Below are 17,277 nucleotides of genomic sequence, written 5' to 3' on the forward strand. Positions count from 1 at the left end.
CACCGGCAGTGCACGCCACAAGGAGCCCCATGGACACCGCCGACTCACCCCGCACCACTCCCCCGCCCGCTCCGGCCGCCGCCACCGGCCCGGCCGCCCCGCCGATGCCCGCCGCCTCACTGCGTCTGCTGCGCACCGCCGGATTCGTCAGCAACTTCGACCGCTTCTGCATCACCCCGATGCTGCTGCTCATCGGCACCCAGCTCGGCGTCCCGCTGACCACGGTGATGCTCGCCGCCAGCGGCTACTTCCTCTCCTACGGCCTGATGCAGCCGGTCTGGGGGCTGCTGAGCGACCGGCTGGGCCGGGTGCGGGTGATGCGGCTCTCGCTGGCCGGGGCCGCCGTCGCCGCCCTCTGCTCGGTGCTCGCACCCGGCGCGACGGTCCTGATCGTGGCGCGGGTGGCGGCCGGTGCGTTCTTCGCCGCGTCCATCGCCGCGTCCATCACCTACGTCGGCGACACCGTGCCCGCCGCGGTCCGCCAGCGCCCGCTCAGCGAGCTGATGACCGCGTTCGCGCTGGGCACCGCCGTGGCCACCGTCGTCGCCGGGGCGCTGGCGCACTACGTCAGCTGGCGGCTGGTCTTCGCCCTCCCCGGCGTGATCGCCGCCTTCCTGGTCGTCGCCCTGCGTCGGCTGCCGGAACCGCCGCGGGCGGCGCCGGGCGCGCTGCTCGCCCCGTTCAAGGTCGTGCTGCGGTCCCGCTGGCAGTGGTACGTCATGGCCGTCGCGATGCTCGAAGGGGCTGTCCTGCTGGGGTTCCTGACGTACCTCGCACCGGCGCTGGAGGCCCAGGGCGCCTCGGCGACGCTGGCCGGTGCGGTCTCCGCGCTGTACGGCGTGGGCTCGATGGCCGCTGCGCAGCAGGTCAAGCGGCTGGTGGGGCGCTGGACGCCGGTGCGGCTGATCGTGGTCGGCGGGGTGCAGATGGCGGTGGCGTTCGGCCTCGCCACGGCGAGCCAGTCGGTGCCCGCGCTGGTGGGGTGCGCGCTGCTGCTCGGTGGCGGCTGGTCGTTCATGCACTCCACGATCCAGTCCTGGGCCACCGCGCTGTCCCCGGCGGCCCGCGCCACCGGCGTCGCGATGTTCGGCGTGGCCCTCTACGTCGGCAGCGCGCTGGCCAGCGCGATCGCCGCGGGCCCGGCGGAACACCACGCCTACCGGGGGATGTTCCTGACCGCGGCGGTCCTCACCGTTCCCCTGACGGTGGCCGCCGCCGTGGGCCGGGCCCGGTACCGCGGCTGACCGGTCCGGGTCCGGCCACGCCGACAGGGCGCCCAGGCTGTCTGCCTGGGCGCCCTGTCAGGGTTTCGACGGCGTCACGGCCGTCTGTCCGGGGCCTTCGCGGCCGCTCCGGTCAGCCGCGGGGCTGCCCGGCGGACTCCAGCTGCTTGTCCTGGTGCGTCGACTTCGCCGCGATGTGCGGGTTGCGCGACTTGAGGACGGCCCAGCCGATGGCCAGGCAGACGGCCCAGCCGGCGCCCACGTACAGCGAGATGCGGCTTTCCGGGTCGATGGCGATCAGGCAGGTCACCAGCAGCAGGAAGGCCACCGCGATCCAGCTGCACACCGTGCCGCCGGGCGCCGGGAAGGACGAGGCGGGCAGGCGGCCGGCGACGACCGCGCGGCGGTAGAGGATATGGCTGACGAGGATCATCAGCCAGGTCCAGATACCGGCCGCGGTGGCCACCGACGTGACGTAGCCGAAGGCCTTCTCCGGGACGACGTAGTTGAGGATCACGCCGATGCCCATGAGGGCGGCGGAGAGGGTGATGCCGAGGGCCGGGGTCTTGGTGGAGCTCAGCTTGCCGAGGACCTTCGGGGCCTCGGAGTTGGCGGCGAGGTCGCGCAGCATGCGCCCGGTGGAGTACATACCCGAGTTGCAGGACGACAGCGCGGCGGTCAGCACGACGAAGTTGATGATCGCCGCACCGGCCGGGATGCCGATCTTCGCGAAGGCGGCCACGAACGGGCTGACGCCCGGCTGGAACTCCGTCCACTTCACGACCATCAGGATCACGCTCAGCGCACCGACGTAGAAGACGATGATGCGCCACGGCAGCGTGTTGATGGCCTTGGGCAGGGTCTTCTCCGGGTTCTCGGACTCACCCGCGGTGACACCGACCAGCTCGACGGCGAGGTAGGCGAACATGACGCCCTGGAGGGTCATGAGGCTGGAGCCGATGCCGTTGGGGAAGATCCCGTCGTGGGCCCAGATGTTGGAGACCGCGGCGGCGTCTCCGGCCTGGCTGAAGCCGAAGGTGACGACGCCGAGACCGATCACGATCATGCCGACGAGCGCGGTGACCTTGACCATCGAGAACCAGAACTCGATCTCACCGAAGATCTTCACCGAGATCAGGTTGGCCACGAACAGCACGACCAGGAAGACCAGTGCGGTCACCCATTGCGGAATGTCCGGGAACCAGAAATGGACGTAGATCGCGGCGGCCGTCAGCTCGGCCATGCCGGTGACGACCCACATGAGCCAGTACGTCCAGCCCGTCACGAACCCGAAGAACGGACCGAGGAACTCACGGGCGTACTCCGAGAAGGACCCCGACACGGGGCGGTACAAGAGCAGCTCACCGAGCGCCCGCATGATGAAGAAGACGATCACGCCGGCGAGGGCGTACATGAGGATGAGACTGGGCCCGGCCTTCGCGATGTTCGCGCCCGCGCCCAGGAAAAGGCCGACGCCGATGGCGCCGCCGATGGCGATCATCTGGACCTGACGGCTGCCGAGACCTCGCTCGTAGCCCTCTTCCGGCGTGGTGCCCGAGGCTCCGCTGCCGTCGCCGAGGTTGGTGCCGACCTGCTTTGAGGTCATGTGTGGTGCGCCTTTCCGCTCCATGCCGACCCGCGCCTAGCTTGGCGACGGATCGGGTCTCGATCCCCCCGGATGCTGATGGAGTTGCATGCCGGCGGTGGCCGGCTCAAGCGCCCCCTACGCGGACATGGGTGACGTCCGTCAGGTGGTCGTGAAGATGTACCACGGGCGAATTTCAGCCAGCGTGATCCAGATCACGGATCGAAACGACCAAAATCCTCTGAACTGGGCAAATTACTGGCCGCTGTGACCTAATCGATATGCGGCACAGGCAACCCGCCAGGGCGATACCCACGCACCGCCGCCACCTCGTCGCCGTGAGTACACACACTTTGCCCCATATCGCCGCGAAGAAGGCCGGCCCTCGCGACCGTCGAGCGCCACCCACGGCCATCGATCGGGCACGCAGGGCGTCTACCTGGTGGCGAGATCTGGTTCATGATCGGCCCCGCGATCGCCCTCATCGACCCAGGAAACCCATACAAACCAGGCGTAGGCTGGCAGAACGCCTTATTGCACCGTGAGTGAGCGATGGAGGCGGCGCATGACCGACCCGCACGGCTTCCTCAAGACCTCCCGCCGGCCCGTTCCCGCGCGCCCCGTCGAGGAGCGGCTGAACGACTGGAACGAGGTCTACGCGGGGCAGGCGCTGCTGCCCCTGGTGGCCGAGCAGGCGGGGCGCTGCATGGACTGCGGCATACCGTTCTGCCACAGCGGCTGTCCGCTCGGGAACCTCATCCCCGAGTGGAACGCCTACGCGACGCGGGGCAACTGGCGGGCCGCGGCCGAGCGGCTGCACGCCACCAACAACTTCCCCGAGTTCACCGGGCGGCTGTGCCCGGCGCCGTGCGAGGACGCCTGCGTACTGGCCATCAACGCCGACCCGGTGACGATCAAGAACGTCGAGCAGACCATCGCCGACCGGAGCTGGGAGCAGGGGTTCACGACCCCGCATCCGCCGGAGCGGCTCAGCGGGAAGAGCGTCGGGGTCATCGGCTCCGGGCCCGCGGGCCTGGCGGCGGCGCAGCAGCTGACCCGTATCGGGCACACCGTCGCCGTCTACGAGCGCGCCGACCGCATCGGCGGACTGCTGCGCTACGGCATCCCCGCGTTCAAGCTGGAGAAGCGGTATCTGGACCGCCGGATCGCGCAGATGCGGGCCGAGGGCACCAAGTTCCGTACGGGGATGGACATCGGCGGTGCGGTCGACGCGATCGAGCTGAGCAGGCGGCACGACGCGCTCGTGGTCGCCGTCGGGGCCATGGAGCGGCGGGAGCTTCCGGTGCCCGGGCGGGAACTGTGCGGCATCCACCAGGCCATGGAGTATCTGACCCTCGCCAACCGGGTCGGGGAGGGCGACCTCGCCACGACGCCGGTCACCGCCGAGGGCAGGCATGTGGTGATCGTCGGCGGCGGCGACACCGGCTCGGACTGTCTGGGCACCGCGCTGCGGCAGGGCGCGGCCTCCGTGGTGCAGCTGGACATCAACCCGGAGCCGGGCGACGCCCGGACGGACACCGAGCCCTGGCCCGTCTACCCGAAGGTCTACCGGATCTCCCACGCCCATGAAGAGGCCCGCGGCCGGGCGGGCACGGATCCGCGGTTCTTCTCCTCCGCCACCCTCCGGTTCGAGGGGGACGCGGCCGGCCGGGTGCGCGCGCTGCATCTGACGGAGGTGGAACCGGTCGCCAGGGCGCCGCGGCCGGACACCGAGCGGGTGATCCCGGCGGAGCTGGTGCTGATCGCCCTCGGTTTCTCCGGTCCGGAACGGGGCACCGGGCTGATGACGCAGCTGGGGCTCGTGCTGGACGCCCGGGGGAATTTCGCCCGGGACGCCGGCTTCGCGGCCACGCGGGGCGAGCGGCCGGTGGGGGCCGGGACGGACGGGGTCTTCGTCGCGGGCGACGCGGGGCGGGGACAGTCCCTGGTGGTGTGGGCCATCGCGGAGGGCCGGGCCGCCGCGGCGGCCACGGACCGCTATCTCACCGGCGCCACCGCGCTGCCGGCCCCCATCGCCCCGACGGACCGGCCGATGGTGGCGTGACGCCGCGGGGTGCGGGCTCCGGTCCGTACGGCTCACCCGGGCGCGTGGGCCGCGCTCAGGGTGGTGGCGGTTGTGCGCGGTGGGGTGCGCTGGGCGCCGGAGGGGACGGCAGGGGCGCGCAGGGCAGGCGCGGGCGAGGGGCGGGCTTCTGGAGCCCCCGTATGCACCTTTGCTACTGGGCGCAACGCCCAGGCGACGACTTGACTTTGGTCATGGCGATTCAGCCCCGCTTGTTGGGTATTGACTGTCCTGTCCCGTTCTCTCTGGATATGCCAACGTGAATCGTTGGCGGCATGTGCTTGGAGGCGCACCATGGCCGCCCGACCACTCGTCGCGCGTCAAACCAACCAGCGGCTGCGGTCGCTCATCCAGGAAGCCTCACTGTCCAACTCCGCCCTGGCCCGGCAGGTGAACGTCCTGGGAGAGGCGCAGGGCCTGGATCTGCGGTACGACAAGACCTCCGTGAGCCGGTGGCTGAGCGGTCAGCGGCCACGTGGCCGGGTGCCCGCCATCATTGCCGAGGCGCTGAGCGGCAAACTCGGCCGCACGGTCTCGACGGAAGAAATCGGCATGGCCAACGGCAACAGCGTGACCTGCGGGGTCGGCCTCCACTTCGCGGCCACGGTGGAGGACGCGCTGGAACAGGTCCGTGAACTATGGCATATGGACGCCGAGTCCAGGGGGCTTTTGTCGCGTTCCGCCATGACCGCCTCGGCGCTGGTCGAACCCAGCAGGGACTGGCTGATCAGCTCCCCGGACCCCCAGGTGGCCCGCAACTGGCGGCTGGGGCCGCGGGTGGGGACGACCGATGTGGAGCTGGTCCGGTCGACCACCCAGGCGCTGGCCGAACTCGATCACCGGGTCGGCAGCGGATATGTGCGACCGGTCATCGTCAGCTGCCTCAGCAGTGTGCTGTCCGGTCTGATGGACGGGAGTTACGGCGAGACGACCGGGCGCCAACTGTTCGCCGCGGCGGCCCGGCTGACGGAGCTCGCCGGGTACACGGCGCAGGACGTCGGGCAGCCGGGTCTGGCGCAGCGGTACTACATCCAGGCGCTGCGGCTCGCGCAGGCCGCGGACGACCGGTGCTACGGCGGCTATGTGCTGGCGGCCGGGCTGAGCCATCTCGCCGTCGGCGCCGGCTGCTCCCGGGAGGCGGTGCAGCTCGCCCGTGCCGCGCAGGAAGGCACCCGGGGGCAGGCCCCGCCGGCCGCGCAGGCCATGTTCTACGCGACCGAGGCCCGCGGCTACGCCATGCTCGGGGACGCGCGGATGTGCAAAATACTGGCGGACAAGGCGACCGAAGCGATGGCGCAGGTCGTTCCGGGGGACGGTCCCGAGTGGATCGGGCACTTCGACCGTGCCTATCTGGCCGACGAGTTGGCCCACTGCTACCGGGATCTGAAGCAGCCGCGGCCGGCCGCCCGGCGGGCCGAGGAGGCCCTCGCCCGGCATCCGCGGACCCGGGTACGGCGCCGGGCCATCGATCTGCTGTTGCTGGCCACCGTCTTAGTGCAGGCCGGTGATGTCGAGGAGGCGTGCCAGATCGCCGTGCAGGCGGTGGCACTGCTCGGCCGGCTGAAGTCGGCGCTGGGGGAACGGTACTTGCAGCACTTCATGGACGAACTGCGGCCCTTCGGCGACACGACGCCGGTGCGCGAATTCGACGCCCTGGTACAGGAGAGCGGTGTGCGGGTGCCCAAGTGACGCCCGCCCGGCGCCGGTCCGCTCAGGGGGACACCGACGGCCGGCGGGCCCGAACCGTCCCGCGGGGAGGGGGGTGCGGAGCCGGAGCCTGCCTGACCGTCGGCGGTAGGGAACCACCCGCGAGGGGTGCAGTGGCGGAGGTGCACCGGTCGCCGGTGGCGATCCGGCCCGCCGCCCGGGGGTGTTACGGCGCCACGCCGTGCGGTACGCCGATGGCCAGCGGCACCGCGGCCCACACGGTGCAGCCGTGGTCCGCCTCGGCCCTGCGGCCCCATCGCGAGGAGGACTTGGCGACCAGTTCCAGACCGCGGCCGTGTTCCTGGCTCGGTCCCGGGCGGCGCATACGGGGCACCGAGGGTGTTCCCCCGCGGTCGTGGACCTCGATGTGCAGTTGGTCCTCCGACTTCCATATCCGGCAGGTGATGTGCGGACCGGCGGAGTACTGGATGGCGTTGGTGAACAGTTCCGACAGGACCAGCAGCACCAGATAGCGGGTGTCCTCGTCGTCTATCCGCTGTCCGTCGAGCCAGGAGCGCACCAGGCTCCGGCAGACCGGTACGGCCCGTTTCAGTGCCGGCATACGCAGCACCACGCGCTGCGCGGAACCCCAGCAGTCGGCGGGGACCAGGGAGTTTCTTTCCTCGGGCCAGCCGGCGATATGCCGGGCGGTCACCATGACTTCGGCCGAATTCATTGTGGTGGGTAACATGACTACCCCTTTCGCACCTGCCTCATGGACTCCGATGCCGCTTTCGCCTCATGAAGCACGCCGGCGCCATCGCTGGGTCCGTCCTGGCGGCCTTGGGAGTTCGGCGCGCCTCCGGTGTGTGCACCGGACCGCTTCCGCCCTCTTTCCCGTATTTATTCAAGCAGCGCGAGAGGCTGCCCGGGAAGGCGTACAGTGCGGCATCGGTAGCGGCCGGGGATATCGCCGACGCGAAATACTATCACCATAAGAAAACGGTTGCGCATTATTCGGCAATGCCATTGATGAAAAGACATCGAGAGGGCGCCGGAAATGAATGCGGCAAGAATGCGGAAGAAATGCTACCGCTTCCGCGGTCCCGTGAACAGAAGGACGCCCGGCGGGCTTCGGCTGCCCGCCGGGCGTACTGTGCCCCCGATGACCGGGGAATTACGGTGCCGTCAGTTCCAGGCCCAGCTGCTCGGCGATACCGGCGGCGAGGGCGGCCAGCGTCGGATGCTCCCACACGAAGTTCCGCGGGAGGTTCAGGTCGAAGGAGCGGTCGATACGGGCCCGTAGCTCCATGGCCAGCAGCGAGTCGAATCCCAGGGATTTCAGCGGGGTCTGCGGGTCCAGCGAGCTCTTGCCCAGCCGCAGGACGTCACGGACATGGCCCGCCAGATGCTCCTCCAGCGCCGCCCGCCGGGCCAGGCCGGGGGGCAGCGCGGTGAGCCGGGCCCGGATGTCCTCGGCGCCGTCGGGCGCCGCGGCGGCCTGCTCCGCCGGGGCGTCGTCGGACATCCCGCTGAAGAAGGGGAGATGGCGGCCGGCGGGCGGCAGCCAGGTGTCCGGCGGGCCGGGGAGCACCCCGGTCTGCACCCGCCGGTGCGCCAGCAGCGTCTGGAGCGCCGCCAGGCCCTGGTCGGTGGGGATGGTGCGGTAGCCGCGGCTGCTGAAGTCGGTGGCGACGCCGATCTCGCCCCACGGACCCCAGTTGACGGCCAGCGTCGGCAGGCCCTGCGCCGAGCGCCAGGCCGCGAACCCGTCGAGCCAGGAGTTCGCCGCGGCGTAGGAGCCCTGGCCGGGGTTGCCCAGCAGCGAAGCCATCGAGGAGAACACCGCGAACCAGTCCAGCGGATGCCCGTCCGTGGCCCGGTGGAGCTGCCAGGCGCCGTCCACCTTCGGCATCCAGACCCGCTCCAGTTGGTCCTCGGCGACGTTGGCGATCACCGCGTCGTCCAGCACCATGGCGCAGTGCACCACGCCGTGCAGCCGGAATCCGTCGGCCACCGCCGTGGACACCAGCCGCGCGGCGACATCCGGCTCGGCGATGTCACCGAGGACCACCGACACCTTGGTGGTCTTGCCGACCACCGTGGCGAGGGTCTGCGCGACCTCGGGGGACGGCGCGGAGCGGCCGTTGAGCACGAGGTGGCCGGCGCCGTGGCCCGCGAGCCATTTCGCCGTGGCCAGCCCCAGCCCGCGCAGCCCGCCGGTGACGATATAGGCGCCGCCCTCCTGTACGGGCATGTCCATATCGGGCAGCACCGCGGGGGCCTCCCCGCTGTCGGGCACGGTCAGCACCAGCTTGCCGACATGGTCGGCGGCGGCCATCGTGCGGAACGCCGTGGTGGCCTCCGACAGCGGATACTCCGTGCAGTGCAGGGGCTTGAGCCGGCCCTCCTCGAACGCGCCGAGGACCTCCTGCCACACCGTGGCGAAGGTGTCCGGGCGGTTGCGCCGCAGCTCGATCAGGTCGACGGTGCTCAGGCTGATGTTGTGCCGCAGCGGCAGCATGCCCAGCGGCGCGTCCGCCAGGATGTCGCGGACCCCCAGCTCCACGAAGCGGCCGAACGGGCGCAGTGTCTCCAGGCCCGTCCGGATGGCCGCGCCGGACAGCGAGTTGAGGACCACGTCCACCCCCTCGCCGTGGGTCGCCTCACGGGTGCGTTCGCCGAACTCCAGCGTGCGGGAGTCCATGACATGGCGGATGCCCATGCCCCGCAGGTAGCGGCGCTTGTCCTCGCTGCCGGCCGTGGCCAGCACCTCGGCGCCCAGCATCCGGGCCACCGCGATCGCCGCCATACCGGTGCCGCCGGTGGCGGAGTGGATCAGCACCCGCTCCCCCGCGGAGAGCCGGGCGACCGATCGCAGCGCGTACCAGGCGGTCAGGAAGGCGATCGGCAGCCCCGCCGCGACGGCCGGTTCGATGCCGAACGGGACCGGGGCCACCGCGTCGGCGGGCACGGTCAGGAACGACCCGAAGGCGCCGCCGCTCAGATCGACCGCGATCACCTCGTCGCCGACCTGTCGGTCCACCCCGTCGCCGACCGCGGTCACCACCCCCGCGCATTCGAAGCCGATGCGGTAGCGGACGTCCGTCTCGCCGGGGAGCAGGCCCATGGCCGTGAGCACATCGCGGAAGTTCAGGCCGGCGGCGGTGACCCGCACCTCGACCTCGCCGGGCCGGGGCGCGCGCCGTTCGGTGACGGCGTACTCCAGGCTCGACAGATCGCCCAGCCGGCCGGCCCGCAGCCGGAATCCGTCCACCCCGTAGCGCACGGTGCACGCGGTGGCCGCCTCCTCCTGCCCGCCACCCGTCCCGGCGTGCTCCAGGCGGGCCACGTACCGGCCGTCGGCGCGCAGCGCGACCTCGTCGTCGTCCGCGTCCGCCAGCAGTTCCAGGGACACATCCTCGGGATCGGCGTCGTGCGGATCGGCATCCACCAGCACCGGCCGGAGCTCGGGGTGTTCCAGGGCGCCGACCCGCAGCAGTCCGCGCAGGGCGCTCTGGCCGAGGTCGACCTCGTCGCCCGGCACCACGCCGCGGGCCCCGCGCGTGACGACGTACAGCCGTGGCGTGTCCGTGGTGGCGGTGAGTGCCTGGAGGGCGCCGAGCAGCCGGCGGGTGCGCCGCAGGGACTGCTCGGTGGGCTCCCCGCCGTCCGCGGGGCCGCACACCAGCACCACGCCGCGCGGGGTTTCGAGGGTGGCGGCCAGCCGCCCGGTGAGGGCGTCCCGGAAGGTGTCGAGGGAGGTGTCGTCCAGCGGCCGGTCCCAGACGACCGTACGGGCGCAGCGGGTGCGCAGTGCGGCGGCCAGCGCCTGGGCCGAGCCGTCCGCCTCGCCCACGATGACCCAACTGCCCGGCGCGTGACCGCCGTCGGGGGCCGCCCGGGGGGTGGCGCGCCAGCCGATCTCCAGCAGCCAGTCGTCGACCGCCGGGGTGCCGCGGGCGGCCGCGCGCCGTGCGAAGCGCAGTCCGTTGACGACGAGCACCACGGCGCCGCTGTCGTCCAGCAGGCGCACATTCGCCACGATGGCTTCCGGCGTGATCTCGCTGACGTGCGCGTGGCAGTACACGGCGGTCGCGGGATCACCGATCAGCCGCAGCGCCTGCATGCCCACCGGCAGCACCAGCGCCTGGTCCTCCTCGTTGATCAGGGGCGCCACGGCGAGCTGGGCGCAGACATCGAGGAGGACGGGGTGCACCGGCAGCCCGGGGGGCGGGCTGCTGGCCTCGCGCGGTACCGCGACCTCGGCCCAGAAACTGTCGTTGTGGCGGCCGGCGTTCAGCCGGCGCACGCCGGTGAAGGCCGGGCCGTGTTCCAGGCCGCGCCGGCGCAGCCCGGCGTAGAGGTCGGCCGGATCGACGGACAGCGGGTGGCGCCGGCTCATGTCCTCGACGGACCGGGGCCGCAGTTCGGGCCGGACGCTGAGCCGGTGCAGCACCGCGTCGGCCTGCGCCTCCCAGTCGCCGTTCTCGTTCCGGGCGAGGATCTGGCACTCCGCCCGGTCCGGTGCCGTCATCGTGACGACGGTGGAGACCTCGGTGTCCGCCTCCAGTCGCAGCAGCTGCTTGAAGTGGATCTCGGTGACCTCCACTTCGTGCGGTGCCGCGCCGAAGGCCTCGCAGGCCACCGAGAGGGCCAGTCCGCAGTGCGCCGCCCCGGGGAAGACGGCGTTGCCGTGCACCCGGTGGTCGGCGAGCCAGGGCAGCGCGCCGGTACCGGCGTCGGCCCGCCAGCAGTGCCGCACGGGCTCGCCGGGGAATTCGGTGTGGTGGCCGGGCAGCTGGGCCCGGGGGGCCTCGGCGACGGCCGGGGGCTGCGGGGGGTCGGCCCAGTGGTGGCGGCGGTCGAAGGTGACGGTGGGCACGTCCACCAGCTCGCCCTCGGCGTAGAGGTGCCGCCAGTTCACCGGGACCCCGGCGCAGTGCAGCGCGGCGAGCTGGGTCCGCAGCGTGGACTGGTCGTCCTCGTCGCGGCGCAGCGTGGGCAGCACGACCGGGTCCCCGACGAGACCGGCCAGACTGCTGTCGACGGAGTGGGTGACCACGGGGTGCGGGGAGACCTCGACGTAGACCACGTGCCGGTCGGCCGCCGCGGCGGCGACCGCCTCGGCGAACCGCACCGGGCGGCGCAGGTTGTCGCACCAGTAGTCGGCGTCGAAGGCCGGTGTCTCCCCGGGGTCGACGACCGTCGAGTAGAACGGCACCTTGGGCTGCCGCGGCGCGAGTGCGGACAGTGCCGAGCGCAGCGCCGGCAGCACCGGGTCCACCAGCGGACAGTGCGAGGCGACGTCCACCGCGATCGGGAACACCGGGATCTTCCGGGCCTCCCAGGCGGCGGCCAGCCGGCTCACCTCGGTGGTCCGCCCGGCCACGACGGTGGAGTCGGGCGCCGAGAGGACGGCGACCGACACCGTGTCGGCCGCGCTGTCGGCGAGTTCGGCGCGCACCGTGTCGGCGTCCAGACCGACGCTGAGCATGCTGCCGCTGCCGGCGATATCGCTGAGCAGTCCGGAGCGCCGGCAGATCACCCGCACCCCGTCGGCCAGGGTCAGCGCCCCGGCCACCACCGCCGCGGCGACCTCGCCCATGGAGTGGCCGATCACCGCGGCGGGTTCGACGCCGTACGAGCGCCAGGTGGCGGCGAGGGCCACCTGGAGGGCGAACAGCACCGGCTGCACCGTGCCGCAGCCCTGCACGGGTCTGCCCTGCCGCACCACGTCGAGCACCGACACCTCGCTCTGCGCCCTGATGAGCTCGTCGAGCTCGGTCAGGGCGTCGAGGAAGGCCGGTTCGGTCTTCAGCAGGCCCCGCCCCATGCCGGGCCACTGGGAGCCCTGGCCGGAGAACACCCACACCGGTTGCCGCTCGACCGCGGCACCGACCGAGCCGGTCACCACCGCCGGGTGCCGCTCCCCGGACGCGAAGGCCCGCAGGGATCCGATGAGTTCGCGGCGCGCGGAGGTCACCACGCCCATCCGGCCGCGGCCCGCGCAGCGCCGCAGGGCCAGGGTGTGCGCGATATCGCGGAGCGGCACATTGGCGCCGTCGCCCTCCATCCAGTCCGCGAGCCGGGTGGCGGCGGTCGGCAGCACGTCCGGGGAGCCGGCCGACACCAGGAAGACCTCGGACGTCGTCCGGGTCGGCCGGCCGAGGTCCTGGCTCGGGGCGGGCCGCCGTTCCGGGGCCTGTTCGAGTACGACATGGGCGTTGGTCCCGGAGAAGCCGAACGAGGACACGGCGGCCAGCCGGGTGGCGGTGCGCAGCGGCCAGGAGGTCAGTTCGGTGGGGACGAAGAAGCGGGTGCCCCCGGGGGTGATGGCCGGGTTCCAGCGCCGGAAGTGCAGATTCGCCGGGATGGTGCCGCTCTGGAGACACAGCACGCTCTTGATCAGCCCGGTGACCCCGGCGGCCGGTTCCAGGTGGCCCACGTTGGTCTTCACCGACGTCAGGGCGCACCGGCCCGGCCCGTAGCCGTAGACCTCGGCGAGGCTGGCGAACTCGATCGGGTCCCCCACGGGGGTGCCGGTGCCGTGGGTTTCCACCATGCCCACGTCCCGCGGGTCGACCCCGGCCTGGGCGAGGGCGTCCAGATACAGGGCCCGCTGGGCGGTCACCGACGGTGCCGCCAGCCCCTCGGACGAGCCGTCCTGGTTCGTGGCCGAGCCGCGCAGCAGCGCCAGCACCCGGTCGCCGTCCCGCACCGCGTCGGACAGGCGCTTGAGCACCACGACGCCGCAGCCCTCACCGCGTACGAACCCGTCGGCGTCGGCGTCGAAGGTCCGGCAGCGGCCGCCGGCCGACAGCATGCCCATACGGGCGAAGGACCGGGTGATGCGCGGCTGGAAGCTCAGCGTGACGCCGCCGGCGAGCGCGACCTCGCACTCACCGGCGGCCAGGGCCCTGCGGGCCATGTGCACGGCCACCAGGGAGGAGGAGCAGGCGGTGTCCAGCGCCACACAGGGCCCGTGCAGACCGAGCAGGTAGGAGATCCGGCCGGCCGCCACGCAGTGTCCGTTGGTCAGGATCGAGCCCTCCAACTCCTGTGGCTGTCCGGCTAGTTGGTCCATGTAGTCGCTGTAGCTGAGGCCGGCGAAGACGCCCGTACGGGTGCCGTTCATCCGGTCCGGCGGGAGACCGGCGTGTTCCAGGGCCTCCCAGGTGACTTCCAGCAGCAGGCGGTGCTGGGGGTCCAGAACGTCGGCCTCACCGCCCGCGACGCCGAAGAAGGCGGCGTCAAAGCCGGTCACCTCGCGTAGATAGCCGCCCTGACGGGGCGTCGGTGCCCGGCTCCCCGGACCCGGGGAGGCCTCGGGAACCAGGCGCCGGCGCTCCGCGGGCAGCTCGCCGACGGCGTCGCGCCCGTCGACCAGCAGCCGCCACAGGGCCGCGGGGGAATCGGTGTCGCCGGGGAGCCGGCAGCCCATGCCGATCACGGCGATGGGCTCTGTCTCATGGAGGGGTCGTGACTCGGCTGGCGAGCCGTGCATGTCGTTGCTCATCGGGGTCTCCGTATGTGGGAGGTGATCTGCCCGTGGTCACACGGCTTCCGGACTGCCGAGGAGGATGGCGTTCTTCACGCCGCCGACCTGGTAGTTGAAGCTCAGCGCGTAGTCGAAGTCGAGCGGGCGGGGCCGCACGCCGGGGACGGGGTCGAAGGGCAGCCCGTCGGCCGGCTGCTCGCAGTTGGCGGTGGGGCAGACCTGCCCGCGCTCCATCATCATCAGCGTCATGGCCACGCCCAGGCAGCCGGCCGGCGCCCCGTTGTGGCCGAAGCAGCCCTCCTGGGACGTCACCAGCACATCGCTCTCGGGCCCGTACAGCTCCCGGATGGCGGCGGCCTCGAAGGCGGTGACGACGATGTTGCCGTCGCTGCCGCCGTGGACGTACGGCACGTCGTCGATCCGCCACCGGTCGCCGAGGCAGCGGCGGACGGCGGCGACCAGCTCCGCGCCGGTCTCGTCGGACGCGAGGGGGTTGGCCAGGCCGTCCCGGGTCATGGCGGTGGCCAGCACCTGGCCGTACATGTGCGCACCGCGCCGGGCCGCGTGCTCACGGCTCTCCAGGATCACCGTGGCGGCGCCCTCACCGTGGTTGATGCAGTCCGCCCGGCGGTCGTAGGGCCGCATCAGGGAGGTGAAGGACGGCAGCAGCTCCGGCATGTCGTTGGTGCGGAGGGCGTCATAGGTCTGCTGCGCGCCGCTCAGCAGCCGCTGGATGTTCTGGATGAGGTGGACGTTGAAGACGTCGACGCCGGTCACGACGGCCACGTCGACCTCGCCCTGGGCGATCATCCGCCGGGCGTTGCCGATCTGTACGGCGGACGAGGCGCAGCCGCACGAGACGGTGTAGCAGGGGCCGTTGGACTGGGTCAGCGCCGCCTGGACCAGGGCGACGTCGGAGGGTGTCACGGCCTGTTCGGCGGCGACGAACAGCTCCATGGCGTCCGGCGCGCTGGTCTTGCCGGGGTCGGCGCTGAGCACCGAGAGATAGCTTTCGACGTTCGCATCGACACCACCGCGGCCGACCAGGATGGCGGCCTCGCTCAGGGCGCCGCCGTAGGTGGTCAGCCCGGCATCGGTGGTGGCCTCCGCCATCGACACCAGGCCGAAGCGGTGCGCCGAGGTGTAGTGGCGGGAGAAGAACGGCGGCACATCCGGGAGCCGTTCGTCGAACATCTCCTGGGTGAGCTCCACCGAGCCGTAGTAGACCTCGTCCCGCTTGAGGCAGGACCGGCCGTTGGAGATCACCGCCCACATGTCGTCGGCGGTGAAGACCGGCTCCGTCTGGCCGGGCAGACAGAATCCGACGCCGGTCACCACCGCATCGCGGTTCTTGTTTCGTTCTCCGGAGTTCCCGGACCGTTGGTTCATGACAGAACTCCGTCCCTCACGAGGTTCAACATGTTCGTTCTCCTCTGCACATCGCTTTCTTCTGCGGGCCGCACCACGCCTACTCGGCGATTCGTGTGCGGTAACACCAGCGGTAGACCGGGACCTGTTGTCCGCCCAAGTCCGCGTATTCGCCGTAGAATTCGAAACGCTCGTACCCGTTGCCTCGCAGGAGCCTTATCGGGTCGCCCGCATCGTCACGCATGTGCTGCGGCAGGGCATTTCCCTCCGGCCCGTCGACGAGGATCACCATTCTTCTTTTCGCCATACTGTTCTCCCGATGTTCTGTCGCAGTGGGTTGTGTGGGGCAGGCTTCAGTGGTTGAGGTGGGGGGACCTGGTGGCAGATCACTGCGGGACCGGTTACGGCGGGATGACAACTGTCGGACCGGCCAAGGCGGATGGAGCGGCGACGGCGACGTCGGGGGGCGTCGTCGACGGTGCGGGCGCGGCGGAATCGGTGACCGTTCACGGTCCCGGCGGCGCCCGGGGCAGGCTGCGGGATTCCGGCCCGCTCAGGCCTTGTTACTGCATTCCGTCGCGAGAAATGCGGCGGGACGGGTGCCGGTGACGCGGGCGGCGTTCATCGTCACGCTTCCGTTGCCGAGGGAGCGGCTCGCGCCGCGCGACAGGCAATTCCCGTCCGACGAGGCGGAGATGGGGGATTCCGTACTCCCGCTCCCGGCGATATCGCCGTCGGTGCAAGGGAATGCGGGCCGGCCGCCGCGAACGCCGGGGCCGGCCGCCACGGGGCGTCCGCCGGCGCCGGGGACCGGGACGGCCCCGGCCGGTACGAGGGTGCGGAAACACCGGGCGGATTCCCCGCGGACGGGGAGGGGGCACCGTCCCGCCGGGGAATTTGCAGTGGTGGTGCGCCGGCGCATGGCCTGCGCGCTTCCGTTGCCGTGCGGAGCGTGGATGCGGTGCGGCGCCGGGATGGCGGTGCCGGACGCGGGGGCCGGGCCGGCCGCGGAAGAACGCGCGGATTCCTCGCCGGGCATCGGGATCGGGAGACTCAGGTCACCGCCGGACCGGTCGGGTTCCGGTGCGGTCGCGGTGCGGGCCGGGATCAAGGCACCTACGCCGTTGACCCAGCGAATGGTGGAAATGGTTCGCATGACGCCCCCTGATCCGAATGTGGGGGCCGATCAGCCGGTGCCGAGGTGCCGGCACCGGCTGACGGATCCAAAACCCTCTACCGGGGACGCCCATACGGCATCTCGGTCTGACCGCAACCAGGCGCTGGGCCGGGCCAACGGGTAGGCCAGGTGCCGCTCCCCGGAGAGGATGGGCGGCCCACCGGTTGGATGCGACTAGTTATCCATGCGGCTCGGCGGGCTACAACAGTCAACCGATAAGGCCACCCGTTCGGAGCAGCGCGAAAAGCGGAAACTCGTACCAACTTGCGCAATGGCCTTAGAAGATGCCTTTATTCCACTCATGACTGATGCAGCGTTGGATTGCGCACTGTGCCGACTTGATCGCGATGAAGAACCGTGTGCAGCAGCAGGCTCCACGCTTGTCATTCTTGTGTGTGGTGAAACACAGCGGGAACCGACGCGCCGTCAATAGCCCGACCACCGCCGGCCGCCGCTGATGGTGACAATGGAAGTCACTTCGGCATAGGAAAAAACCTACGCCGCCTCGCATCTTCCGTTGTCCATAAGCGAGTTGGAGGTGCGTCACAATACGCCCGCACCGGTGAGTGATCCACGGGAGGGCCGTCGGCGCGGACCCCGTCTGTGCGGTGCAGCCCGGCCTTTTGCACCGCCCACAGGCACGATGTGGTCACGATTTCCCGGCTTCGGTTTCACGCTCAAGAGCGCCTCGCA

Annotated in this window: 8 protein-coding genes; 3 read left to right on the forward strand and 5 right to left on the reverse strand. The window is 71.4% G+C overall.

Annotated features, from left to right (window positions below):
• Positions 1–29: 29 nt before the first annotated feature.
• Entirely contained in the window at positions 30–1,244 is a 1,215-nt protein-coding gene (locus TU31_RS16215) for an MFS transporter (protein ID WP_042154903.1), read from the forward strand.
• Positions 1,245–1,356: 112 nt separating this feature from the next.
• Here the strand turns inward: TU31_RS16215 and TU31_RS16220 are convergent, their stop codons facing one another.
• A complete protein-coding gene (locus TU31_RS16220) occupies positions 1,357–2,829 on the reverse strand; it encodes an amino acid permease (RefSeq protein WP_042154904.1) in 1,473 nt (490 codons plus the stop codon).
• A 544-nt stretch (positions 2,830–3,373) separates the two neighbouring features.
• Between TU31_RS16220 and TU31_RS16225 the strand changes: the two genes are divergently transcribed.
• A complete protein-coding gene (locus TU31_RS16225; RefSeq protein ID WP_042154906.1) occupies positions 3,374–4,873 on the forward strand; it encodes a glutamate synthase subunit beta in 1,500 nt (499 codons plus the stop codon).
• 312 nt (positions 4,874–5,185) lie between these two features.
• Positions 5,186–6,580 (forward strand): NsdA family TPR-like regulatory protein, encoded by a 1,395-nt coding sequence (locus TU31_RS16230; RefSeq protein WP_042154908.1) that lies wholly within the window; start codon positions 5,186–5,188, stop codon positions 6,578–6,580.
• 184 nt (positions 6,581–6,764) lie between these two features.
• Here TU31_RS16230 and TU31_RS16235 read toward each other — a convergent pair whose 3' ends face one another.
• From TU31_RS16235 to TU31_RS16250, 4 genes are all read right to left on the reverse strand, one after another.
• Positions 6,765–7,289 (reverse strand): ATP-binding protein, encoded by a 525-nt coding sequence (locus tag TU31_RS16235; protein ID WP_245698561.1) that lies wholly within the window; start codon positions 7,287–7,289, stop codon positions 6,765–6,767.
• Positions 7,290–7,715: 426 nt separating this feature from the next.
• Positions 7,716–14,057 (reverse strand): type I polyketide synthase, encoded by a 6,342-nt coding sequence (locus TU31_RS16240; protein WP_078885806.1) that lies wholly within the window; start codon positions 14,055–14,057, stop codon positions 7,716–7,718.
• A gap of 36 nt (positions 14,058–14,093) precedes the next feature.
• Positions 14,094–15,428, reverse strand: a complete 1,335-nt coding sequence (locus TU31_RS16245) for a beta-ketoacyl-[acyl-carrier-protein] synthase family protein (protein WP_078885807.1) — start codon at positions 15,426–15,428, stop codon at positions 14,094–14,096.
• A gap of 79 nt (positions 15,429–15,507) precedes the next feature.
• Positions 15,508–15,714: a DUF5988 family protein gene (locus TU31_RS16250; protein ID WP_042154910.1), complete on the reverse strand. Its 207-nt coding sequence runs from the start codon at positions 15,712–15,714 to the stop codon at positions 15,508–15,510.
• Positions 15,715–17,277: the final 1,563 nt, after the last annotated feature.

It is taken from the genome of Streptomyces lydicamycinicus (assembly GCF_000829715.2).
GTDB classification, from domain to species: domain Bacteria; phylum Actinomycetota; class Actinomycetes; order Streptomycetales; family Streptomycetaceae; genus Streptomyces; species Streptomyces lydicamycinicus.